Origin of the sequence: Paradevosia shaoguanensis, assembly GCF_016801025.1 — a bacterium.
GTDB lineage: Bacteria > Pseudomonadota > Alphaproteobacteria > Rhizobiales > Devosiaceae > Paradevosia > Paradevosia shaoguanensis.
Map to the genome: position 1 here is coordinate 1992080 of NZ_CP068983.1, position 16713 is coordinate 2008792.

General features: G+C 64.5%; 16 protein-coding genes. 11 read left to right on the forward strand and 5 right to left on the reverse strand.

The features are described 5' to 3' along the window. Positions 1–21 precede the first annotated feature (21 nt). The 5 genes from JNE37_RS09405 (at position 22) to JNE37_RS09425 (ending at position 4319) form a co-directional block, all read left to right on the forward strand. Complete coding sequence (locus tag JNE37_RS09405; RefSeq protein ID WP_203066062.1) at positions 22–384, forward strand: methylglyoxal synthase; 363 nt, start codon at positions 22–24, stop codon at positions 382–384. 120 nt (positions 385–504) lie between these two features. Then, on the forward strand, positions 505–1287 hold the full coding sequence (locus JNE37_RS09410) for an ABC transporter ATP-binding protein (protein WP_035037940.1): 783 nt from the start codon (positions 505–507) through the stop codon (positions 1285–1287). Next, on the forward strand, positions 1287–1991 hold the full coding sequence (locus JNE37_RS09415) for an ABC transporter ATP-binding protein (RefSeq protein ID WP_035037938.1): 705 nt from the start codon (positions 1287–1289) through the stop codon (positions 1989–1991). The genes JNE37_RS09410 and JNE37_RS09415 overlap by 1 nt, the downstream gene beginning before the upstream one ends. Position 1992: 1 nt before the next feature. After that, positions 1993–2997, forward strand: a complete 1005-nt coding sequence (locus tag JNE37_RS09420) for a branched-chain amino acid ABC transporter permease (protein WP_035037936.1) — start codon at positions 1993–1995, stop codon at positions 2995–2997. Then, positions 2994–4319 carry a branched-chain amino acid ABC transporter permease gene (locus JNE37_RS09425; RefSeq protein WP_203066063.1) on the forward strand — a complete coding sequence of 442 codons (1326 nt, stop codon included), beginning with the start codon at positions 2994–2996 and terminating at the stop codon, positions 4317–4319. The genes JNE37_RS09420 and JNE37_RS09425 overlap by 4 nt, the downstream gene beginning before the upstream one ends. A gap of 73 nt (positions 4320–4392) precedes the next feature. On the opposite strand, the gene JNE37_RS09430 is transcribed toward JNE37_RS09425, so the two are convergent. Continuing rightward, entirely contained in the window at positions 4393–4986 is a 594-nt protein-coding gene (locus JNE37_RS09430; RefSeq protein WP_203066064.1) for a class I SAM-dependent DNA methyltransferase, read from the reverse strand. A gap of 68 nt (positions 4987–5054) precedes the next feature. Next, the gene (locus JNE37_RS09435) at positions 5055–6263 is read right to left on the reverse strand and encodes an ABC transporter substrate-binding protein (protein WP_035037929.1); all 1209 of its coding nucleotides are present in this window, start codon (positions 6261–6263) and stop codon (positions 5055–5057) included. A gap of 250 nt (positions 6264–6513) precedes the next feature. Here JNE37_RS09435 and JNE37_RS09440 point away from each other — a divergent pair, with 250 nt between their 5' ends. The 5 genes from JNE37_RS09440 to JNE37_RS09460 all read left to right on the forward strand — a co-directional run bounded on the left by JNE37_RS09440 (position 6514) and on the right by JNE37_RS09460 (position 13690). After that, positions 6514–7539, forward strand: coding sequence for a glycine betaine ABC transporter substrate-binding protein (locus JNE37_RS09440; RefSeq protein WP_203066065.1), 1026 nt, complete (start codon positions 6514–6516; stop codon positions 7537–7539). Positions 7540–7760: 221 nt separating this feature from the next. Further along, complete coding sequence (locus JNE37_RS09445) at positions 7761–9293, forward strand: putative bifunctional diguanylate cyclase/phosphodiesterase (RefSeq protein WP_052016027.1); 1533 nt, start codon at positions 7761–7763, stop codon at positions 9291–9293. Positions 9294–9385: 92 nt separating this feature from the next. Then, positions 9386–9799, forward strand: coding sequence for a protein tyrosine phosphatase family protein (locus JNE37_RS09450; protein ID WP_081840798.1), 414 nt, complete (start codon positions 9386–9388; stop codon positions 9797–9799). A gap of 73 nt (positions 9800–9872) precedes the next feature. After that, positions 9873–13313 (forward strand): pyruvate carboxylase, encoded by a 3441-nt coding sequence (gene pyc, locus JNE37_RS09455; RefSeq protein WP_203066066.1) that lies wholly within the window; start codon positions 9873–9875, stop codon positions 13311–13313. Then, complete coding sequence (locus JNE37_RS09460) at positions 13310–13690, forward strand: DUF7674 family protein (protein WP_203066067.1); 381 nt, start codon at positions 13310–13312, stop codon at positions 13688–13690. The genes pyc and JNE37_RS09460 overlap by 4 nt, the downstream gene beginning before the upstream one ends. Before the next feature lie 144 nt (positions 13691–13834). On the opposite strand, the gene JNE37_RS09465 is transcribed toward JNE37_RS09460, so the two are convergent. The 3 genes from JNE37_RS09465 to JNE37_RS09475 all read right to left on the reverse strand — a co-directional run bounded on the left by JNE37_RS09465 (position 13835) and on the right by JNE37_RS09475 (position 15243). Then, positions 13835–14251 carry an EVE domain-containing protein gene (locus JNE37_RS09465; RefSeq protein ID WP_203066068.1) on the reverse strand — a complete coding sequence of 139 codons (417 nt, stop codon included), beginning with the start codon at positions 14249–14251 and terminating at the stop codon, positions 13835–13837. 61 nt (positions 14252–14312) lie between these two features. Next, complete coding sequence (locus tag JNE37_RS09470) at positions 14313–14870, reverse strand: DUF4287 domain-containing protein (protein WP_203066069.1); 558 nt, start codon at positions 14868–14870, stop codon at positions 14313–14315. A 58-nt stretch (positions 14871–14928) separates the two neighbouring features. Further along, the gene (locus JNE37_RS09475) at positions 14929–15243 is read right to left on the reverse strand and encodes a YkvA family protein (RefSeq protein WP_203066070.1); all 315 of its coding nucleotides are present in this window, start codon (positions 15241–15243) and stop codon (positions 14929–14931) included. A gap of 119 nt (positions 15244–15362) precedes the next feature. Here JNE37_RS09475 and ispG point away from each other — a divergent pair, with 119 nt between their 5' ends. Beyond that, complete coding sequence (ispG, locus tag JNE37_RS09480) at positions 15363–16604, forward strand: flavodoxin-dependent (E)-4-hydroxy-3-methylbut-2-enyl-diphosphate synthase (protein WP_203066071.1); 1242 nt, start codon at positions 15363–15365, stop codon at positions 16602–16604. The last annotated feature ends 109 nt before the right edge of the window (positions 16605–16713 follow it).

Genomic DNA, 16713 nt, shown 5'->3' on the forward strand with positions numbered 1-16713 from the left:
AGCCAACCAAGGAGGGATTGGATGGCACGCATCGGGCTCGTCGCGCATGACGACAAGAAGGACGAACTGGTCGCCTGGTCGCTGGCCAATCGCGATGTGCTGGCCGGCCACGAACTGTGGGGTACCGGCACCACCGGCCGCCGCGTGATCGACGGCACGGGCCTGCCGGTTACGTGCCTCAAAAGCGGCCCGCTCGGAGGCGATGCCCAGCTCGGCGCCATGATCGCCGAGGGGCGGCTAGACGTGCTTATTTTCTTCCAGGACCCGCTGACCGCCCTGCCGCACGATGTCGACGTCAAGGCGCTCAACCGTCTGGCAACGCTCTACAATACGCTTTTCGCCATCAACCAGGCGAGCGCGGACGCCGTGCTGGCGGCGCTCTGAGCCCGAAACGCATGGTTACCCGGGCATTGACCGGGGCCAGCGCATGTGAACAGATGCGACAAAACAACCCGGAGCCAATGCCGGGACAAAAAACACAGTCAGGAAATTGGGACGGGGTGAGTGTCCTTCGACGCAGTTATTGACGTTAAAGACGTCACAAAACGTTTTGGTGGCTTAAGAGCCGTCAACAAGTGTTCGCTCAGGGTGGAGCGGGGGTCGATCACGGGACTGATCGGGCCGAACGGGGCGGGCAAATCCACGCTGTTCAACATGGTGGCCGGCAATATCGTGCCCGATAGCGGAACGATCTATTTCGATGGCCAGGATATCACCGGCCTGCCGCCCTACCAGCTCTTCGCCAAGGGCCTCTTGCGCACCTTCCAGATCGCGCATGAATTTTCGCACATGACCGCGCTCGAGAACCTGATGATGGTGCCGTCCGACCAGCCGGGCGAGGACCTCGTCAATGTCTGGTTCCGGCCCGATTTCGTGCGCAAGGCCGAGCATCACGTGCGCCAGAAGGCGCTCGACGTCATCGATTTCCTCAAGCTCGGGCACGTCAAGAACGAGCTCGCCGGCAACCTTTCGGGCGGCCAGAAGAAGCTCCTCGAGCTCGGCCGCACCATGATGGTGGACGCCAAGGTCGTGCTGCTCGACGAGGTGGCCGCCGGCGTCAACAAGACGCTCCTCCAGGACCTGGCCGCCAATATCGAGCGCATGAACCAGGAGCTGGGCTATACCTTCTTCGTCATCGAGCACGACATGGACCTGATCGGGCGCCTCTGCGACCCGGTGATCGTCATGGCGCAGGGCGAGGTCATCGCCCAGGGGCCGATGGAAGAAATCCGCGCCAACCCGGAAATCATCGAGGCCTATTTCGGTTCTCCGGTGGAGGCCGCGTAATGGCATTGATAGAGCTGAAAAGTCTCGTTGGCGGATATGGCGGCGTGCCTATCCTCAACGGGGTGAACATTGCCATCGAGCAATCCGATATCGGGGTCATCGTCGGGCCGAACGGGGCGGGCAAATCCACTACGCTCAAGGCCATTTTCGGACTGCTCAAGGTGACGTCGGGCGCCGTGGTCTTCGACGGGGCGGACATCACCAATGCCCAGCCCGACAAGCTCGTGCCGCGCGGCCTCTCCTTCGTGCCGCAGGAAAAGAACGTCTTCACCTCGATGAGCGTCGAGGAAAACCTCGAAATGGGCGCCTTCACGCGGGCGGACGATTACATGCCGACCCTCAAATGGGTCTACGACATGTTCCCGCCGCTGCTCGAAAAGCGCCACCAGAAGGCGGGGGAGCTTTCCGGCGGGCAGCGCCAGATGGTGGCCATGGGCCGCGCGCTCATGAGCAAGCCGCGGCTGCTGATGCTGGACGAACCTTCGGCCGGCCTTTCGCCGCGCTACGTCATCGAAATCTTCGAGCAGATCGTCAAGATCAACAAATCGGGCGTGGGCATCCTCATGGTCGAGCAGAACGCCCGGCAGGCCCTGGCCTTCGCCTCCAAGGGCTTCGTGCTGGCCGGCGGACAGAACCGCTTCACCGGCACGGGCGCGGAACTGATCGCCGACCCCGAAGTCGCCAAGAGCTTCCTGGGGGGCTGAGTTGGACGAGCTTATCTTCTTCATCAACCGCGTCCTGATCTCGGGCACCGTGCTCGGCTCGATCTATGCGCTGGGCGCCATCGGCGTCACCCTCATCTTCGGCATCCTGCGCTTCGCGCATTTCGCCCATGGCGACATGATGACGATGGGGGCCTTCATTACCTTCGTGCTGGCGGGGCTCGTCTCGATGCTCGGGATTTCGGTGGGCATCCCCACCGCCATCCTCGTCATGCCGCTGGCCATGGTGGTCACCGCGCTCATCGCGCTGGGCATCGACAAGGGCTTTTACGCGCCGCTGCGCAAGCAGGGCGTCAAGCCGGTGACGCTGCTCGTCGCCTCGATCGGCGTCACGCTCATCATCCAGGGCCTTATCCGCCTCATCTTCGGGGCGGGTACGCGCTCGCTCTACGGGAACGAGCCCAAGGTCATCTTCCGCATCGATACCGCCTGGATGGGCGGCTCGCGGCCGATCACCATCACCGAGCCGCAGGTCTTCATGATCGCCTTCACGATCATCCTCGTCCTGGCGCTGCACTTCTTCCTCACCCGTTCGCGGCTGGGCAAGGCCATGCGCGCCATGGCCGACAATGCCGACCTGGCGCAGATTTCGGGCATCAATACCGCTGTCGTCGTGCGCATCACCTGGCTCATCGCCGGCGCGCTGGCCTGCGTCGCGGGCACCATGCTGGCGCTCGACGTGGCGCTGATGCCGGACCTCGCCTTCAACATCGTGCTGCCGATCTTCGCCGCCGCGATCGTGGGCGGGCTGGGGCAGGTCTATGGCGCCATTGCCGGCGGCTTCCTCATCGCCTTCGCCGAGACCATGTCGGTCTTCAACTGGTCGACCATGCTGCGCCCCTTCAAGGACATCATGCCCTCCTGGCTGGCCATTCCGGATAACCTTGCGCTGGTGCCGACCGAGTACAAGCTCACCGTCGCCTTCGTCATCCTCGTCATCACGCTCCTGGCGCGTCCCACCGGTATCTTCAAGGGGGCCTCGACATGAGCACCGCTTCGGAAAGCCGCTGGTTCGACCTCGACAATCCGGTCAAGCGCGGGGTCATTCTCTTTGCCGGCATCTTCATCCTGATCTTCGTGGTCGGGCTGATCCAGGGCGGGGCCAATGCCGGCCTGCTGCTCTCCCAGGCGCTCGCCTACGCGCTCATCGCCCTGGGGCTCAATATCCAGTGGGGCTATGGCGGGCTCTTCAACTTTGCCATCATGGGCCTGATGATGGTGGGCGGCACCGCGGTGATGCTGGTCTCCGTGCCGGTCAACCAGAGTTTCTGGGCCGGCGAAGGCCCGATGCTGCTCGGCCGCGCCTTTCTCGCCTTCCTTGTCGGCCTGCTCCTCGTCCTCGCGGCGCGACGCGTCGATCGCATCGGCATCAAGGGCGGCTGGCGCGTGGCGGTGATCGCGCTCGCCTGGTTTGCCGGCTATGTCATCTATCGCAGCCAGATCGATCCGGCCGCCGCCTATATCGAGGCCAATAACGGCTTTGTCGGCGGGCTCGGGCTCAACCCGGTCCTGGGCTGGCTGCTGGGTGGCGTGGTGGCGGCGGTGATCGCCTACATCATCGGCCGCATCTGCCTCGGCCTGCGTACCGACTACCTCGCCATCGCCACTATCGGCATCTCCGAGATCCTGCGCGCGCTGGTCAAGAACATGGATTGGCTGACCCGCGGTACGCAGACGGTTTCGCCCATTCCATGGCCGGTGCCGCTGCCGCAGGATTACCAGGCCGATGGCGTGCCGATCGTCGAATCCTTCATCTATGCCCGCTTCGGCTTCTTTGCCTTGCTGCTGGTGATCTTCGCCGCCATCTTCTGGCTGGTGCAGCGCGCCTATGGCGGGCCGTGGGGCCGCATGATGCGCGCCATCCGCGACAACCACATCGCTGCCGGCTCGATGGGCAAGAACGTCACCGGGCGCCAGCTCGAACTCTTCGTGCTGGGCTCCATCCTCATCGGCATGGGTGGCGCCATCCTCGTCACCTTCAACCAGATCTTCGATCCCTCGAGCTACCAGCCGATCAACCACACGTTCGTCGTCTGGGTGATGGTGATCGTGGGCGGCGCCGGCAACAATTGGGGCGCGCTGCTGGGGGCGATGCTGATCTACATCGTCTGGATCATTTCCGATCCCCTCGCGCAGGTGATCTTCGTCAACATCTCGAACTGGTCGCAGTCCATGGGCTGGGGCGCCATTCCCGAGATCGATTCCCGCGCGCTCCAGATGCGCGTCTTCATCCTGGGCGTCATCATCACCATAGCGCTGCGCTACGCGCCGAAGGGCCTCCTCCCGGAGGTCATGCGGCGCGAAAGCTAGGCAGGCCTCTGCAGGCACATCAGTGCACCCTCTCCGGCAACGGGGAGGGTGCTTCCGTCTCAAGGGCCAGCGATCATCCCCGGCGAGCCGTCACCCACAGCCATTCCGTCGGCTGGCGGTCATAGCCTGATCCGGACTCCACATCGATCACGAGCGGCATCCAGTTGCCGGCCTCTTCATAATGCCGGCGCAACGTCGCCTCATCGAGGTAGCTGTAGAAGCGCCCGAACGTGTCGCGTCCCTCGGCCTTTCCGCCCTTGAAGCTCGCCATGAAGAGCCCGCCCGGACGCAAGGCGCGATGCACGCGCGCCAATATCCCGGTCAGGGCTTCGCGCGGCGCGTGGAGCAGGGAGGCGGAGGCCCAGACGCCGTCATAGGCGTCGACAGCCTCCAGTTCCTCGAAGAGCATGATCGCGACCGGCCGGCCGAGCCGCTTCTCAGCCTCCTTCGCCAGTTCGGGCGAGCCGTCGGTCGGGTTTACGGCAAAGCCCCGCTCGATCATGGTGAGCGCATCCTGCCCGCCGCCGGTGCCGAGTTCGAGCACGTCGCCGTCCGCAGGCAGCCCGGCGAGGAAAGCTTCGAGGCGGGCCGAGGGCGCGACACGGTCGCGATTGGCATAGACCTGCGCCTGCTGCGCATAGAACCTGAGCGTCTCGTCGTCCTTCATCTGACGTCCTCCGGAAACGAAAAGGCCCGGGATCGCTCCCGGGCCTCCAAACACGAACCGAACCAGTCTTACTGGATCTGGCCCTTGTTGACGATCTTGCCGCCTTCGATGACGAAGTAGTCGATGCCGCCGGCCACGTCGCCCGCTTCATCGAACTCGATCGGGCCCGAGGCGCCTTCGTAGTTGATGTCGGTGCCGGCCTTGATCAGCTCGACGGCCTTCTGCCACTCACCCGGATGGATCACTTCGCCCGGGGCGTTGGCGACATCGCGCAGGGCCTTGGAGACGCCTTCGCGATCGGCGGTGCCGTTCTTCTCGATGGCGAGCGCCAGCAGGAACGCGGCGTCATAGGACTGCGGACCATAGGTGGTGTCGGGGACCAGGCCAGCGTCGGTCGCGAGCTTGGCGTAGATGTCGTAGACCTCGCCCGAAGCGGCCGAAGACTGCGTCAGGATCATGCCTTCCAGGCTCGCCGCGTCGCGCGACTTGAGCAGGGCATCGCCGGCCATGCCGTCGCCGCCCACGAAGAGCTTGAAGGAACCGGCTTCGACAGCCTGGTTGAGGATGGCGCCACCGCCGGCATTCTCATAGCCGTAGATGACGAGCGTCTGCACGCCCGTGGCTTCGATCTGGCCGATTTCCGGACGGTAGTCGGCCTTGCCGTCTTCATGCGCCACATTGGCCGCAACCTTGCCGCCGCCTTCGGTGAAGGACTTGACGAACTGGTCGGCCAAACCCTTGCCGTAGTCGTTGTTGACATAGGTCACGCCGACTTCCTTGACGCCCTGCGACAGCAGGAGCTGGGCGGCCTTGGCGCCCTGGAAGGCGTCCGAAACCACGGTGCGGAAGAGCAGGTCGTTGTCCTTGACGGTGGTCACGGTCGGCGCGGAAGCCGACGGCGAGATCATCACGACGTTGCCCGGGATGGCCGCGGTATTGGCCGCGGCAATGGTGCTGCCCGTGCAATAGTCGCCGAAGATCGCCGTCACCTTCTCGGTGTTGACGAGACGGTCGGCGGCGGGGCCGGCAGTGTCGGCCGAGCAGGCGCCGTCAGCGGTGATCGACACCAGTTTCTGGCCACCCAGGATACCGCCCTGCGCATTGACCTGATCGACCGCCAGATTGCCGGCCGAAACCATGCCGCCGGCAAAGCCGGCGATCGGGCCGGTCACGTCCGCCAGGAAGCCGAGCTTCACGTCGTCGGCAAGAGCCGGCGCCGCGGCCGCGAGCACGGAGGCTGCAGCGGCCAGGCAAAGCGTTTTCTTGAAATTGTTCATTATTGTCCCTCTGTTGCGCGCCGTGCGCCCCCGGCACTCTTTGTCGAGCATCTTCGGGCTCCCAAACACGGCACAATAGCTGGGGGCGCCATGGCGCCCCGCTGGCAAGGACTTTGGCACACTTTCAAGGCAGGTGTCACCGGGGTATCGCCGCGGCGGCCGGGGCTCGCGCTTTGTTGCTTAATGGCGCGGCTTTTGCCAAGTTCGCCCCGTCGCCGGCCGGATTCTCGCCCGATCGCAGGAGCCTTCTTTGACCCGTCTTTTGCTTCGCCTCGCCATGGTCTTTCTGCTGGTATCCGGCGCCGGCGCGCGAGGGCAGGATTCGTTCAATTCGCTCGATGTCACCACCGGCCAGGTCACCCAGGGCATCGCCCAGCCGCCCTGCGGCACCAAGCCCATCGCCATTGCCCGGATGCAATGGCCCTCGGCGGCGATCCTGGCCGAAATCCATGCCCGCATCCTCAAGGCGCAGTTCGATTGCGAGGTAAAGCTCGTGCCGGGCGACCTGGCGGCGACGGCCTCTTCGATGGGTTCGACCCAGCAGCCGGCCATCGCGCCCGAAATGTGGGTGCTGCGCGTTTCGGAAACCTGGAATGCCGGGGTCAAGGCGCAGAAGCTGCGCCAGGCGGCGCCGACCTATGACCAGTCGCTCTTCGAGGGTTGGTTCATTCCCGATTACGTCGCTACCGCCAATCCCGAGATCACGACCGCCGCGAGCCTCAAGGACCACGCCGCCGCCTTCTCGCGCAACGGGGCGCGGCCGCGCTTCATCTCCTGCCCGCCCGACTGGGCCTGCTCGATCATCAACCGCAACATGCTCAAGGCCTATGGGCTCGATGGCCTCTTCGACATCGTCGAGCCGGGCAACCGGTTCGAGATGGATACGCTCATCGCCGAGGCGGTGGGGCGCAAGGAGCCGGTGCTGTTCTATTATTGGCAGCCTAATGCCGTGCTCAGCCAGTTCTCGTTCAGGCAGCTCGATCTGGGCGCCTATGATCGCGAGGCCTTTGCGTGCCTCGCCTCGCGCATCTGCGCGGCGCCGAAGCCCTCGGCCTTCGCGCCGGATTCGGTGGTGATCGCGGCGGCCGAATGGGTCTTCACCGATACGCCCAGCGTCGCCTCCTACCTGCAGCGCGCCACGCTTCCCATTGCCGAGATGAACACCATGCTCGCCCGCCTCTCCGAGCCCGGGGCGACCGAAGAGGGCATTGCCGACCGGTTCGTCGCCGAGCGCGGCGATATCTGGCGCACCTGGGTCGGGGCGGTCGCGCCGTAAGGGCCGGTTAACCCACGCCATCGGTTCGCGGTGCAATGTCACGAAGACGTCATGAAACTCGTCTTCCCTCCGGCGCGCGCGGGGGCAAGAAAGCGCCAGTGATTCCAAGGGGATAAACGCAGGTTCCCCGAGCGGATTTCATGCAGCCTTAAGCTTTGCCCGGCGACAGTCGACGGGGAGGCAGGAGCCTCTCGACAGGATGAGCCGGGAGAGCTTGCCAAATGAGCAAAGTGGGACGTCGCGCGGGGGCACGAGCGCTCATCGACAGCCATACGCGCCTGGCCGCCATTGCCATCGGCGTCGTGCCGCTGCCCTTCATCCTCATCATCGCCGCTTTCGTTCTCGCCAGTGATCGCGACACCATCGATGCGCTGCTGCTGGGCGGCGCCGCACTTTCTCTCGTCACCGTCTTCGGCCTCCTCATCGCCTCCTTCCTCGTATTGCGCCGCCGGCTCTATGCCTTCGCCGCCGACCGCATGGCCGTGGCTGACCGGGCCCGCTATGACGGCCTCACCGGCGCGCTCTCCCGCGCGGCCTTTCTCGGCGAGTTCAAGGCGCGCGTTTCGGGCGAGGCGGCCGCGCCGGTCGCCTACCTCCAGATCGATATGGATCACCTCAAGGCTCTCAATGACGGGGACGGGCACGGGGCAGGCGATGCCGCGCTCAAGCACCTCGTCAGCGCCATTGCCGCCGTGGCGCCGCAGGCGCTGATCGGGCGGCTGGGCGGGGATGAATTCGGCATTCTCCTTGAAGGATGTGGCTCCAAGAAAGCTGCCGTCGCCATCGGCCAGCAGGTCCTCGCCGCGCTCAATGCGCCGGTGGCGGTTGCCGGGCGGCAGGTGCGGCTGAGCGCCACCATCGGCATTTCGCTCTCCCCCGAGGACAGCGCCTTTCCTGACCAGCTCATCTCGCTGGCGGATCTTGCGCTCTACGAGGGCAAGCGCACCGGACGGCACCGGGTCATGGCCTTCGATCCGGAAATGCTCACCGATGTCCGCCACAAGCGGCTCATCGAGCGCGAGCTGCGCGCCGCGATCATCCTCGACGAGCTCGACCTGCACTACCAACCGGTCTTCGACGCCGATGGGCGCCTGCAATCGCACGAGGCCCTGGTGCGCTGGCAGCACAAGGTGCGGGGTACCGTGCCGCCGAGCGAATTCATCCATATCGCCGAGGAGAGCGACCTCATCAGCCGGCTGGGCGAATGGGTGCTGCGCCGGGCCTGCCTCGATATCGAGGCCCTGGGCGCGCCGCGCCTTTCGATCAACGTCTCGGCCGCGCAACTGCGTCGCTCCGACTTTGCCGAGCGCTTCGCGGCCATCGTCGCCGATACCGGCATCGAGGGGAAACGGCTCACTATCGAGGTCACGGAAACCGTGCCGCTCAAGTCAGGCGGGGTGGAGGAGCGCAACCTTGCCGCGCTCCGCGAGCTGGGCGTACGGGTGGCGATCGATGATTTCGGGGCAGGGCATGCCAGCCTCGAATATCTCAAGAAGTTCTCGTTCGACGTGCTCAAGATCGACCGGTCCTATGTGGCCAATCTGGCCGACAATCCGGTCGACAACGTGCTCGTCGCCGCCATCTGCGAGATCGGCCGGGTCTCGGGCATCGAGATCGTGGCGGAGGGCGTCGAAACGGCCGAACAGCTCGAGCTTCTCAAGGCCGCCGGCTGCACGCATTTCCAGGGATTCCTCCTCGGGCGTCCGCAGCCGCTTTCGCGCAAAAACGTTCCGCTTGGTGCCCGCGCCGCATAATATCTTGCCCATTGGTCGCAGTTGCTTCCGCATCCATGCCGTGGATATAAAGGTCGCCGGGACGCGTTGGCAGCGCTAAGGGAGTGCGATTGTTGGAACTGAAACGGATCAACGACACCATCACCGTTTCCGGGCAGATACTGCCCGAGGATGTTTCCGCACTCAAAGCCGCCGGCTTTACCACCATTATCAATAATCGCCCCGACGGCGAATCGCCGGACCAGCCGGCGAGCGTCGAGATCGAAGCGGCCGCCAAGGCCGCCGGGCTCAATTATATTGCCATTCCGCTCGGGCGGGACGGCGTCACACCCGACATGGTCGAAAAGACCCGGGCCGCGCTTGAGGGGAGCGATGGGCCGGTCTTTGCCTTCTGCCGTTCGGGGACACGGTCCACCACGCTCTGGGCGCTGAGCCAGGCCGGGGAAATGGACGGAGCCGACATCATCGCCCAGGCGGCGGGTGCCGGCTACGACATGAGTCACCTGGCCGGTCACCTCACCAAATAAAAGGCGCGCCAAGCGCCGTTTCGACGGGCTCGCATTGGCGGGCCCTTTTCCCCTCTAAGCTCGAGTTAAATCGATGCCGATCAAGAAAATACTTGTCGCGAACCGTTCAGAGATCGCGATCCGCGTATTCCGTGCCGCCAACGAACTGGGCATGAAGACGGTTGCCGTCTATGCCGAAGAAGACAAGCTGGCGCTCCATCGTTTCAAGGCCGACGAGGCCTATCTCATCGGCAAGGGCAAGGGCCCGGTCGAAGCGTATCTGCAGATCGACGAGTATGTCCGCATCGCCCGCATTTCGGGCGCGGACGCCATCCACCCCGGCTATGGCCTTCTCTCCGAGAGCCCCGAATTCGCCGATGCGTGTGAAGATGCCGGCATCATCTTCATCGGCCCGCGCGCCCAGACGATGCGCGATCTGGGCAACAAGGTTGCGGCCAGAAATATGGCCATTGCATCGGGCGTGCCGGTGGTGCCCGCGACGGACGCCCTCCCGGACGATCTCGATGAGGTCGCAAAAATGGCCGCCGAGATCGGCTACCCGCTCATGCTCAAGGCGAGCTGGGGCGGCGGCGGACGCGGCATGCGCCGCATCATGAACGAGGGCGATCTCCGCCACGAAGTCTCGGAAGGCAAGCGCGAGGCCAAGGCCGCTTTCGGCAAGGACGAGATGTATCTCGAAAAGCTGATCGAGCGCGCCCGGCACGTGGAGGTGCAACTGGTCGGCGACGATCACGGCAACCTCGTCCATCTCTTCGAGCGCGACTGCTCGGTGCAGCGCCGCAACCAGAAGGTGGTCGAGCGCGCCCCCGCACCCTACCTCTCGCAGGCGGTTCGCGATGATCTCACGGGCGCCGCGCTGCGGCTCGGCAATGCCGCCAATTATCGTGGCGCCGGCACCGTCGAATTCCTCATGGATGCCGATACCGACAAATTCTACTTCATTGAAGTCAACCCGCGCATCCAGGTCGAGCACACCGTCACCGAAGTCGTGACCGGCATCGACATCGTCAAGGCGCAGATCCGGCTCCTCGAAGGCGCGGTGATCGGCACGCCCGAATCCGGCGTGCCCAAGCAGGAAGACATCCGGCTCAACGGCCACGCTATCCAGTGCCGCATCACCACCGAGGACCCGGAAGAGAACTTCATTCCGGACTATGGCCGCATCACCGCCTATCGCGAGGCCACCGGCTTCGGCGTGCGGCTGGATGGCGGCACCGCCTATTCGGGCGCGGTCATCACCCGGTTCTACGATCCGCTGCTCGAAAAGGTCACCTGCTGGGCGCCCTCGCCTGAAGAGGCGATCGCGCGCATGCATCGCGCCCTGCGCGAGTTCCGTATCCGTGGCGTGCAGACGAACTTGGCGTTCCTCGAAAACATCATCACGCACCCCGATTTCGTCAACAACCACTACACGACGCGCTTCATCGACACGACGCCCGAGCTCTTCGACATCAAGCGTCGCCAGGACCGCGCCACCAAGCTTCTCACTTACATCGCCGACGTCACCGTCAACGGGCACCCGGAAGTGCGCGACCGCCCACGGCCGCCGGCCGATGCGTTAAAGCCCGTCGTGCCCGAGTTCGAGCCGCTGACCATCATCGAGGGAAGCCGGCAGGTGCTGGAGCGCGATGGCGCCAGGGGCCTGGCCAACTGGATGAAGGCGCAGAGCCGCGTGCTCTTCACCGACACCACCATGCGCGATGCGCACCAGTCGCTGCTGGCCACGCGCATGCGCTCGTTCGACATCACACGCATCGCCCAGGCCTATAGCCGGGGCCTGCCCAACCTCTTCTCGCTCGAATGCTGGGGCGGGGCGACGTTCGACGTCTCCATGCGCTTCCTCAACGAGGATCCGTGGGAGCGCCTGGCCAAGGTGCGCGAAGGCGCGCCCAACATCCTGACGCAGATGCTGCTGCGCGGCTCGAACGGGGTCGGCTACACCAATTACCCGGATAACGTCGTAAAGTTCTTCGTGCGCGAAGCGGCGGCCGGCGGGGTCGATATCTTCCGTATCTTCGACTGCCTCAACTGGGTCGAGAACATGCGCGTCTCGATCGACGCCGTCATTGAATCCGGCAAGGTCGCCGAAGGCGCCATCTGCTACACGGGCGATCTCCTCGATCCTGACCGCTCCAAGTACGACCTCAAGTATTACGTGGCGCTCGCCAGGGAACTGGAAGCCGCCGGCGCCCATGTTCTCGGCCTCAAGGACATGGCCGGACTCTTGAAGCCCGCCGCTGCCCGCAAGCTCATCTCGACGCTCAAGCAGGAAATCGGTCTGCCCATCCACTTCCACACCCACGACACGTCCGGCGCCTCCGCCGCGACGATCCTGGCGGCGGTAGAATCGGGCGTCGACGCAGTCGATGCGGCGATGGACGCGCTTTCCGGCACGACTTCGCAGCCGACCTTCGGCTCGCTCGTCGCGGCCCTCGAAGGCAGCGAGCGCGATCCTGAGCTCGATTCCAGCGCCATCCGCCAGATCTCGTTCTACTGGGAAGGCGTGCGTACGCAGTACCGTGCCTTCGAGAGCGACCTGCGCTCGGGTGCCTCGGAAGTCTACCTGCACGAAATGCCGGGCGGGCAGTTCACGAACCTCAAGGAACAGGCGCGCTCGCTGGGTCTTGAAAGCCGCTGGCACGAGGTCGCCCAGACCTATGCCGACGTCAACCAGATGTTCGGCGATATCGTCAAGGTCACCCCGTCCTCCAAGGTCGTGGGCGACATGGCGCTCGCCATGGTCTCTTCGGGCCTGACGCGCGCGGATGTGGAAGACCCCAATCGCGACGTGGCCTTCCCCGATTCCGTCGTCGGCTTCTTTGCCGGCGATCTCGGCCAGCCCCCCGGCGGGTTCCCGCAAGCGCTCCAGAAGAAGGTCCTCAAGGGCCGCACCCCGATGACCGAGCGCCCCGGCTCCTACCTCAAGGACGTCGATCTCCTCGAAGAGCGCAAGAAGGCCGAGGACGCCACCGGCATCAAGATCGACGACAAGCGCCTGGCGTCCTACCTCATGTACCCGAAGGTCTATTCGGACTTCGTCAAGACGCAGGACAAGTACGGCCCGACCGAAGCGCTGCCGACCCCGGTCTATTTCTATGGCCTGGAGGACGGTGAAGAGCTCTTCATCGATCTCGAAAAGGGCAAGACGCTGGTGCTGCAATATCTCGGCCGCGCCGAGACGAACGACAAGGGCATGGTCCGCGTTTTCTTCGACCTCAACGGCCAGCCGCGCACCATTACAGTGCCCGATCGTCTCAAGGCCGGCGAGATCGTCGCCCGTCCCAAGGCGGCGCTCGGCGACGCCAAGCAGGTTGGCGCGCCGATGCCGGGCGTCATCTCGACCCTCGCTGTCAAGGCCGGCCAGCCGGTCGTCGCCGGCGACGTGCTGCTCTCGATCGAAGCCATGAAGATGGAAACCGCCATCCACGCGGAAACCGACGGCGTCGTCGCCGAGGTTCTGGTCAAGCCCGGCGACCAGATCGACGCCAAGGATCTGCTGGTCCGGTTCGAATGAGCCGACTCATCGAGGACCTTGATCGTGCTTGTCCAGGGCTCGATGTGGATGAGATCGCCGATGGCATTCCCTATGCCTGGATGGGATACTTTGTCCGCCACATTATCCTGGCCCGCCTCGCGGGCCGGGATACAGAGTTGCGCGCTGTTTTCGCAGTAATCGAGAGAACCCTCGAACAGGACAACCCAAGTCGCGCCGCCAACTATGACAGCACCCTCGCTGTCGTTGGTTTCCTTGAAGGGCTTCAAAACGAAGGGCTCCACCCTGAAGACTCCAAGCCGGCAGACTTCCACGCCTATCTCGGTCCGAAGTCGCGCAGGGAATGGGACATGCTCAATAAATTCTGGGGACAGCTCGCCGGTACGAGGCCGGTCTAGATTTCCGCATCCGAGAGGACGCGGGGTCCCACTTCCCCGAGGAAAGGAGCAAACCACCGCCAGCGGGCCCCGGCGATTCAAGACCGGGCCTCCGCGGGGGAGGGCGCACCGGGGTTGTGTGGGGTGCGAAGAGGAGGGAACGCCTTAAACCTCCACGCCCATCGCCTCCGCGATCACCCCGAAATCATGCGCGCTGATCTCGAACAGCCCGAACCGCATCTGGTAGCCCCAGTTGGTCCGGCCGCGCGTGAATTCCAGCTCCTGAAGCAGCGGCGCAATCGGCGCCTCGCGCGCATCGAAATATTCGACATCGCGCCGATATGCCGTCCATCCGCCCATCTCGCCCGGATAAATCTCTCCCGGCTTGACCCGGCCGATGGTCGTGAACGCCTGCAGCCGGTCCTTGCCGCCCAGCGTCACCGTCGGGGAATAATAGGCCACGCCATCGCCCGGGCTGATGCGCCGGAGCGGGGCGGCCTTGCCGTGATTGACCTGCATGAACCCGGCCTTGCCCTTGCGGGCATGGTCGGCGGAAGCGACGGCGATCCAGTATTTTGGCATTTTGGGGCTCTCCTGATGTCTCAGGTCTGGCAGGCCCCGCTGTCAGAAACCGGCAGTGGCCTTACTTGGCTGCTTCAAACGCCTTCTTCAGCCAATCCATCACTTCGGCATCGATCTCCCTGGCTTCGCTCACGCGTACGCGGTGCGTCACCATGGAGTTCCAGCTGCCCGCTTCCGCGAACCGCTCGGTCGCCGGCTCGTCCTTGCGCTTGATGCCGATATCGAGATGGGCCGCGCCCGGCTGCAGGATGGCGAACTTCTTCTTGCCGCGCAGCAGGCTCACATAGGTATCGGTCGGCCCGGTGCCGATCTCACCCAGGCTCGACAGGCGATTGAGAAGACCTTCATAGGTTTCGCGCCAGCTGGCCTTGCTGCCCGAAAACAGCTTTTCGATGCGTTCGTCCACCGAGCCGCGCGGCGTCTGGGAATCCTTGAGGGTCGCCACGATCGCCATGGCATGGCCACGGCCGAGGTCATACTCGTCCTTGAGCCAGTCCACGATCTGGGTGGCCTTGGTGCCGGGTTCGAGAAAACCCTTGGCGCGGGCGAGCGCGATGAAATCGGAGGGACCCTTGCCGGTCTTTTCCTTGATAGTGTCCAGATAGGCCTGAAACGACATCGCCCGCATCCCTTTTAGAATCGCGGGCGATGCTAGGGCCGTTGATATCGCTTGTCGATCAGCGGCGAGGGGCCGGAGCCGTCACCGGCACCTTCTTGCCCGTCACTTCGAGCGGCAGCAGGCTGACGATGAAGCTCACCGCCAGCGGTACCAGCACCAGGTCGTCCATCCAGCCGGCCAGCGGAATGAAATCCGGAATGAGGTCGAAGGGGCTCACGAGGTAGAACACCACGAACAGCATCGCCGCCTTGAGCGGGAACGGCGTCGCCGGATGGAAGAAAGCGCGGAACAGCGTCCCGACCTCCTTGCGGAAGAGGAACAGGCGACCGGCGGCGAACTGCCCGAAGGCGGCGAGGGGAGAAAGCTTGCTCATGTCTGATAGATGGTGCCCCGTGCCCAGCGATCAAGGCTCGTCGGGACCATCACACAAACGTAACATTGCGCGCTTACCGGCAAAGGCTTATTTCCTCTCCTCGTTACAAGGAGTGATCCATGGCAGGCGCGGCTTCCCGCAGGCATTCGGTTGGGGTCAATGTCGGCGGCGTGATTGTGGGTGGCGACAACCCCATCGTCGTCCAGTCGATGACCAATACCGATACCGCCGACATCGAGGCGACTACCCGTCAGGTGGCCCAGCTCTGGCGCGCCGGTTCGGAAATCGTGCGCATCACCGTCGATCGCGACGAATCCGCCGCCGCCGTCCCCCATATCCGCGACCGCCTGCTCGCCCGCGGCATCGACGTGCCGTTGGTCGGAGACTTCCACTATATCGGCCACAAGCTTCTCACGGACCACCCGGCCTGCGCCGAGGCCTTGGCGAAATACCGTATCAATCCGGGCAATGTCGGCTTCAAGGCCAAGCGCGACACGCAGTTCTCGACCCTCATCGACCTCGCCCTCAAATACGCCAAGCCGGTCCGCATCGGCGTCAACTGGGGCTCGCTCGACGAAGAGCTGCTGACCCGTCTCATGGACGAAAACGCCAGTGCCGCCGCGCCCGTCTCGGCCGCCGCCGTGCAGCGCGAAGCCATCATCCAGTCGGCCCTGCTGTCGGCGGCGCGCGCCGAGGAAATCGGCCTCGGCCGCGACAAGATCATCCTCTCGACCAAGGTATCCGACGTCCAGAGCCTCATCGCCGTCTATCAGGACCTCGCCGCCCGCTGCGACTACGCGCTCCATCTCGGCCTTACCGAAGCGGGCATGGGCTCGAAGGGCATCGTCGCCTCCTCGGCGGCGCTCGGCATTCTCCTGCAACAGGGGATCGGCGACACCATCCGCATTTCCCTGACGCCAGAACCGGGCGGCGACCGCACGCAGGAAGTGCGCGTCGCCCAGGAATTGCTGCAGACCATGGGTTTCCGCCAGTTCCTGCCGGTGGTCGCGGCCTGCCCCGGCTGCGGGCGCACGACTTCGACCACCTTCCAGACGCTGGCCAAGGAAATCCAGGATCACCTCACCACGTCCATGCCGGACTGGAAGGAAAAGTATCCGGGCGTCGAAACCCTCTCGGTCGCCGTCATGGGCTGCATCGTCAACGGCCCGGGTGAAAGCAAGCACGCCAATATCGGCATCTCGCTGCCCGGCACCGGCGAAACCCCGGCCGCCCCGGTGTTTATCGACGGCGAAAAGGTCGCAACCTTGCGCGGGGCCGACGTGGCCGACCAGTTCAAGGTGATGGTGGCGGACTATATCGAGAAGAAGTTCGGGGCCGGGGCGAAGGAAGCCGCCGAGTAGGACTAGCAAACACAGCGTTTGGGGCTCACCCCCTCCCTGGCCCTCCCCACAAGGGGGAGGGTGGGTTTTGTTGCTCGATTTCGCCAAAGACACTACCCTCCCCCTTGTG

What these genes read in the sequence shown, in the direction of transcription:
- JNE37_RS09435 (WP_035037929.1), bottom strand. Translation starts at nt 6,263, where the DNA reads ATGAACAATTTCAAGAAAACGCTTTGCCTGGCCGCTGCAGCCTCCGTG.
- JNE37_RS09475 (WP_203066070.1), bottom strand. Translation starts at nt 15,243, where the DNA reads ATGAGCAAGCTTTCTCCCCTCGCCGCCTTCGGGCAGTTCGCCGCCGGT.
- pyc (WP_203066066.1), top strand. Translation starts at nt 9,873, where the DNA reads ATGCCGATCAAGAAAATACTTGTCGCGAACCGTTCAGAGATCGCGATC.
- JNE37_RS09415 (WP_035037938.1), top strand. Translation starts at nt 1,287, where the DNA reads ATGGCATTGATAGAGCTGAAAAGTCTCGTTGGCGGATATGGCGGCGTG.
- JNE37_RS09470 (WP_203066069.1), bottom strand. Translation starts at nt 14,870, where the DNA reads ATGTCGTTTCAGGCCTATCTGGACACTATCAAGGAAAAGACCGGCAAG.
- ispG (WP_203066071.1), top strand. Translation starts at nt 15,363, where the DNA reads ATGGCAGGCGCGGCTTCCCGCAGGCATTCGGTTGGGGTCAATGTCGGC.
- JNE37_RS09445 (WP_052016027.1), top strand. Translation starts at nt 7,761, where the DNA reads ATGAGCAAAGTGGGACGTCGCGCGGGGGCACGAGCGCTCATCGACAGC.
- JNE37_RS09405 (WP_203066062.1), top strand. Translation starts at nt 22, where the DNA reads ATGGCACGCATCGGGCTCGTCGCGCATGACGACAAGAAGGACGAACTG.
- JNE37_RS09425 (WP_203066063.1), top strand. Translation starts at nt 2,994, where the DNA reads ATGAGCACCGCTTCGGAAAGCCGCTGGTTCGACCTCGACAATCCGGTC.
- JNE37_RS09430 (WP_203066064.1), bottom strand. Translation starts at nt 4,986, where the DNA reads ATGAAGGACGACGAGACGCTCAGGTTCTATGCGCAGCAGGCGCAGGTC.
- JNE37_RS09465 (WP_203066068.1), bottom strand. Translation starts at nt 14,251, where the DNA reads ATGCCAAAATACTGGATCGCCGTCGCTTCCGCCGACCATGCCCGCAAG.
- JNE37_RS09460 (WP_203066067.1), top strand. Translation starts at nt 13,310, where the DNA reads ATGAGCCGACTCATCGAGGACCTTGATCGTGCTTGTCCAGGGCTCGAT.